The sequence below is a fragment of the Acinetobacter sp. UBA2063 genome, from assembly GCF_002333245.1.
GTDB classification, from domain to species: domain Bacteria; phylum Pseudomonadota; class Gammaproteobacteria; order Pseudomonadales; family Moraxellaceae; genus Acinetobacter; species Acinetobacter parvus.
Map to the genome: position 1 here is coordinate 1 of NZ_DDAH01000204.1, position 4104 is coordinate 4104.

Here is a 4104-nt window from a genome sequence, read left to right on the forward strand (position 1 = left end):
GGTCGGGGAGGATGTCAAATTATTGACGATATTCATCAATCAATGCATAGATTTGCTTGAGTGTCATATTGGAAAGCCTGGTTTTTTCGCCTTTTAGCATTTTTTCAAGTTGGGCCAGCGTTTGTAACAATACTGACGCTTGATGCGGGCCATTATTCAATAAATAGTCAACGATTTGCTGATCAAAATGAATACCCCGTCTTATCATAACAGACTGAAGTAAGGCTTGTCGGTCTGCATATGAACTTCCATTTGGAACTTTTACGCTTACCGCCTGCGTTAGTCTGGACTGCAAATCAGGTAGTTCAAGTTTTAATTCAATAGGTGCCACACGGGAAGAAAATACCAGTTGCCCTTCATGATTATTGATTAAATGGAAAACTGCTTTCTGCCAATGAGGGACCCCACTGATTGCATCAATATCATCTAAAGCAACCAATTCGTAAAACTCTAAAGAGGTAATGGCCTCTATAGGCGCATCCAATAGTTCCAGCAAAGATACTTTTATTGCTCGGCGGCCTAATTCCAGATATGAATCACAAATTGCAGACAGCAAATGGCTCTTGCCTGTTCCAGCTCCGCCATAGACATAAAATCGGCTGACCAAGCCTGCATGTAACTGTCGGACCGCATCAACCACATTTCCCCAACCTGGACCTGAAAAATCGCTGATTCGGGCATCCAGTTGTGGTTCTATATCCAGTTGCAGTTGACGCATATCGTTAATATATTCCCCAATTACTTAAAGTCATTTGAATTTGAAGTGCCTGTATCTTGAGAGTTTTTCATTTCAATATCAAGTTCTACATCACCCGCATCAACATTGATGTGCTGAATTTCACCCTGGGAAATACTCATCTCAATCGGTAACCCATAAAGACGGCTTTTTTCGTAATTGTCACGCGCATGCTTTAACAACACCACAATCACTGCTGCGACAGGTAATGCAATCAACATCCCAAGGAAACCACCCAGTTGTGCGCCAGCTAATACTGCAAACACCACCGCAACTGGAGATAAACCAATTTTATCGCCCAACAAGAAAGGTTGCAGAATATATCCTTCAACCATTTGTCCAATCATGAACACAACACCCACCAAGAGAAGCTGTGTCCAGTCCAATCCAAATTGGAACAAGGTGGCAACAACCGCTGCAATAATACCAACCGCAAAACCTAGATAAGGAATGATACTCGCCAAACCAGCGATCATCCCAATAATCAGGCCAACCTCCAGCCCAATCAACTGCAATCCAACAGCATATACAATTCCCAGTAATAACATCACCAGAAACTGCCCTTTCACAAATGCACCCAATACACTGTGACATTCACCCACAATTCTCAAGGTCGATGCTTCGTAAGGCCGAGGAATCAAGCGTCTAAAGCTTTGCAACATTCTTTCCCAATCAAGAAGGAAATAGAATGAAATTATTGGAATTAAAATCACCACCCCGCCCAGTTGAATAAAATTCAGACCTGATTGAGCTAGACGTAGCAACATGGTTTGAATACTATCCGCACTATAATTGGTCTGGACATATTCCATGATCGTTTTGGAAATTTGTTCGGTATCCAGTTCCATTGGAATAACATTAAAGGTTTTGGATACCCAAGGCAGAAAGGTTGAGTTAATCCAATGAATCCCTGCTGGAATACTGTCACGGGCGTAAATTAATTGTTCCCATACCAGTGGCACAAGAAACCATAAAACTACGGTTAAAGTAATACCAATCCCAACAAATACAACACTAATGGCCAACCAACGTGGCAGTCTAAACTTTACAAGTGTGTCAACAAGCGGACTAAACAGATAGGCAATAAAGAATGCCCCTACAAATGGCAATACCACTGGCTTCAACAGATATAATACCCAGAGTAGTAGTGCGAGTCCCGCGAGAATAAAGATACGACGCAATACCTGATCTTGCATAAAATCTAGCCTTTCTTGGTGTAATCGTTATAAATGGAAAAAATTTTTAATAAAGATAGCATTTTCGGGCATAAATAACAGAAGAGTTTCGTATATTCGGGTTATAATCTGCCGCCAATGCGGAGACTTCACTATGAGCAACTCAACTTCTACCCCAAATACTGGTTTAAGCTATAAAGATGCGGGGGTCGACATTGAAGCGGGCGACGCACTGGTCGATCGTATCAAATCTGCCGCTAAGCGTACCACTCGTCCTGAAGTCATGGGCGGTTTAGGTGGCTTTGGTGCCCTATGCAAAATTCCAAAAGGTTATGAAGAACCTGTATTGGTTTCAGGAACAGATGGCGTAGGGACTAAATTACGTTTGGCACTGAATCTCAATCGTCACGATACCATTGGTCAAGATTTGGTGGCAATGTGTGTCAATGATCTGCTGGTTTGTGGTGCTGAACCATTGTTCTTCCTGGACTATTATGCAACGGGTCATTTGAATGTTGATGTGGCTGCAAATGTAGTGACAGGTATTGCTAAAGGTTGTGAGCTTGCTGGCTGTGCATTGGTCGGTGGTGAAACTGCCGAAATGCCAGGCATGTATGAGGGCGAAGATTACGATCTCGCTGGTTTTGCCGTGGGTGTGGTTGAACAGAGCAAAATTATTGATGGCTCTAAAGTAAAATCAGGTGACGTGTTGATTGGCGTTGCTTCAAGTGGTGCCCATTCAAATGGTTACTCATTGCTACGCAAAATTTTAGATGTTAAGAATGTAGACTTAACTCAAATTGTTGATGGTCGTCCACTTGCAGATGTTGCTATGGAGCCAACCCGTATTTATGTAAAACCAGTGTTAGAGCTTTGCAAACAAGTCGATGTTCATGCAATGGCTCATATCACGGGTGGTGGTTTACCTGGTAACCTGCCACGTGTACTTCCAAATGGCGCTCAAGCTGTAATTGACGAGTCAAGCTGGGAATGGTCTGAATTATTCCAGTTGTTACAACGTGAAGGTAATGTAGAACGCTTTGAAATGTATCGTACCTTTAACTGTGGCGTTGGTATGGTGATTGCGGTTGATCCAAGCGAAGCGGATAAAACCATTGAAGTATTAACAGCTCAAGGCGAAAAAGCCTGGAAAATTGGTCACATTCAGGAAAATGCTGAATCAGTTGAGGGTGCAGACGAAAAAATTCGTGTGATCTTTGCATCATGAGAATTGCGGTACTTGTTTCTGGTAATGGTAGCAACTTACAGGCCCTGATTGACGCCCAACATGGTAAACAGTTGTCAGGGCAAATCGTTGGTGTTCTCTCCAACAAAGCTGATGCCTATGCATTACGACGCGCCGAGGACGCCAATATTGCCACCGCTGTGATTTCCCATAAAAACTTTCCCAATCGGGAAAGTTTTGATGTAGCCATGCATCAGCAACTGTTGGCATGGCAAGTTGATCTTGTGATTCTTGCGGGTTTTATGCGGATTTTAACACCAGAATTTGTCAGTAAATGGCAAGGCAAGATGTTAAATATCCATCCTTCCCTGCTTCCTTTTTATAAAGGGATGAATACACATCAACGTGTGTTAAATACAGGAGATCGATTGCATGGTTGTACGGTTCATTTTGTAACAGCCGAACTGGATGCGGGACAAAGTATTGCCCAGTCTGTGATTCAGGTGAGTTTACAGGATACAGCAGAAAGTTTGGCACAGCGTGTACATGAACTTGAGCATTTTATTTATCCTCAAGTAGTACAATGGTTATGTAATGGTCAGCTCACCTGGGAAAATGGTCAGGCTTATTTCAACCAGAAACTATTAGAAAAACCAATTCAGTTTGCCCAGTTTTGAAAATAAAACGCATCTTCGGATGCGTTTTTTATTTGAGTTAAATAACCAGATTTTTAATTTTTTCGGCAGTTTCCACAGGATGCTCCAAAGGAAACATATGCCCACCCTCCACGACAGAAAAAGGGATTCCTAATTTCTTTTTTGCTACTTGAGGAAGTTTCTTTTTTAAGAACACACTGTCACTGCCAACCACGAGATGTACAGGAACAGGTGGTTTAGGCATTGGCAACCACCACATTGACGGTGTGGTTCTAAATATCGCCACTTCATCATCTTTTGGAATGGTTAAAGTCACACCACCACGCTGTGGATCATTGGTCAACGCATGAT

General features: G+C 42.4%; 5 protein-coding genes. 2 read left to right on the plus strand and 3 right to left on the minus strand.

Annotated features, from left to right (window positions below; translation table 11 throughout):
- Positions 1-19 precede the first annotated feature (19 nt).
- Both hda and cxpE read right to left on the minus strand, forming a co-directional pair.
- On the minus strand, positions 20-718 hold the full coding sequence (gene hda, locus B4H32_RS09865; protein WP_004676821.1) for a DnaA regulatory inactivator Hda: 699 nt from the start codon (positions 716-718) through the stop codon (positions 20-22).
- 20 nt (positions 719-738) lie between these two features.
- On the minus strand, positions 739-1932 hold the full coding sequence (gene cxpE, locus B4H32_RS09870; RefSeq protein WP_286802692.1) for a chloramphenicol efflux transporter CxpE: 1194 nt from the start codon (positions 1930-1932) through the stop codon (positions 739-741).
- A 133-nt stretch (positions 1933-2065) separates the two neighbouring features.
- Between cxpE and purM the strand changes: the two genes are divergently transcribed.
- Positions 2066-3139 carry a phosphoribosylformylglycinamidine cyclo-ligase gene (purM, locus tag B4H32_RS09875; protein WP_286802694.1) on the plus strand — a complete coding sequence of 358 codons (1074 nt, stop codon included), beginning with the start codon at positions 2066-2068 and terminating at the stop codon, positions 3137-3139.
- Positions 3133-3774: a phosphoribosylglycinamide formyltransferase gene (gene purN / locus B4H32_RS09880; RefSeq protein ID WP_286802703.1), complete on the plus strand. Its 642-nt coding sequence runs from the start codon at positions 3133-3135 to the stop codon at positions 3772-3774. Before purM ends, purN begins: the two co-directional genes overlap by 7 nt.
- A 37-nt stretch (positions 3775-3811) precedes the next feature.
- Here the strand turns inward: purN and B4H32_RS09885 are convergent.
- Positions 3812-4104 (minus strand): alpha/beta fold hydrolase (locus tag B4H32_RS09885; RefSeq protein WP_286802696.1); only part of this gene is annotated, 293 nt, incomplete at its 5' end.

Excerpts from the sequence above, each read along its gene's own strand:
- hda (WP_004676821.1), bottom strand. The coding sequence starts at position 718 with ATGCGTCAACTGCAACTGGATATAGAACCACAACTGGATGCCCGAATC.
- cxpE (WP_286802692.1), bottom strand. The coding sequence starts at position 1,932 with ATGCAAGATCAGGTATTGCGTCGTATCTTTATTCTCGCGGGACTCGCA.
- purM (WP_286802694.1), top strand. The coding sequence starts at position 2,066 with ATGAGCAACTCAACTTCTACCCCAAATACTGGTTTAAGCTATAAAGAT.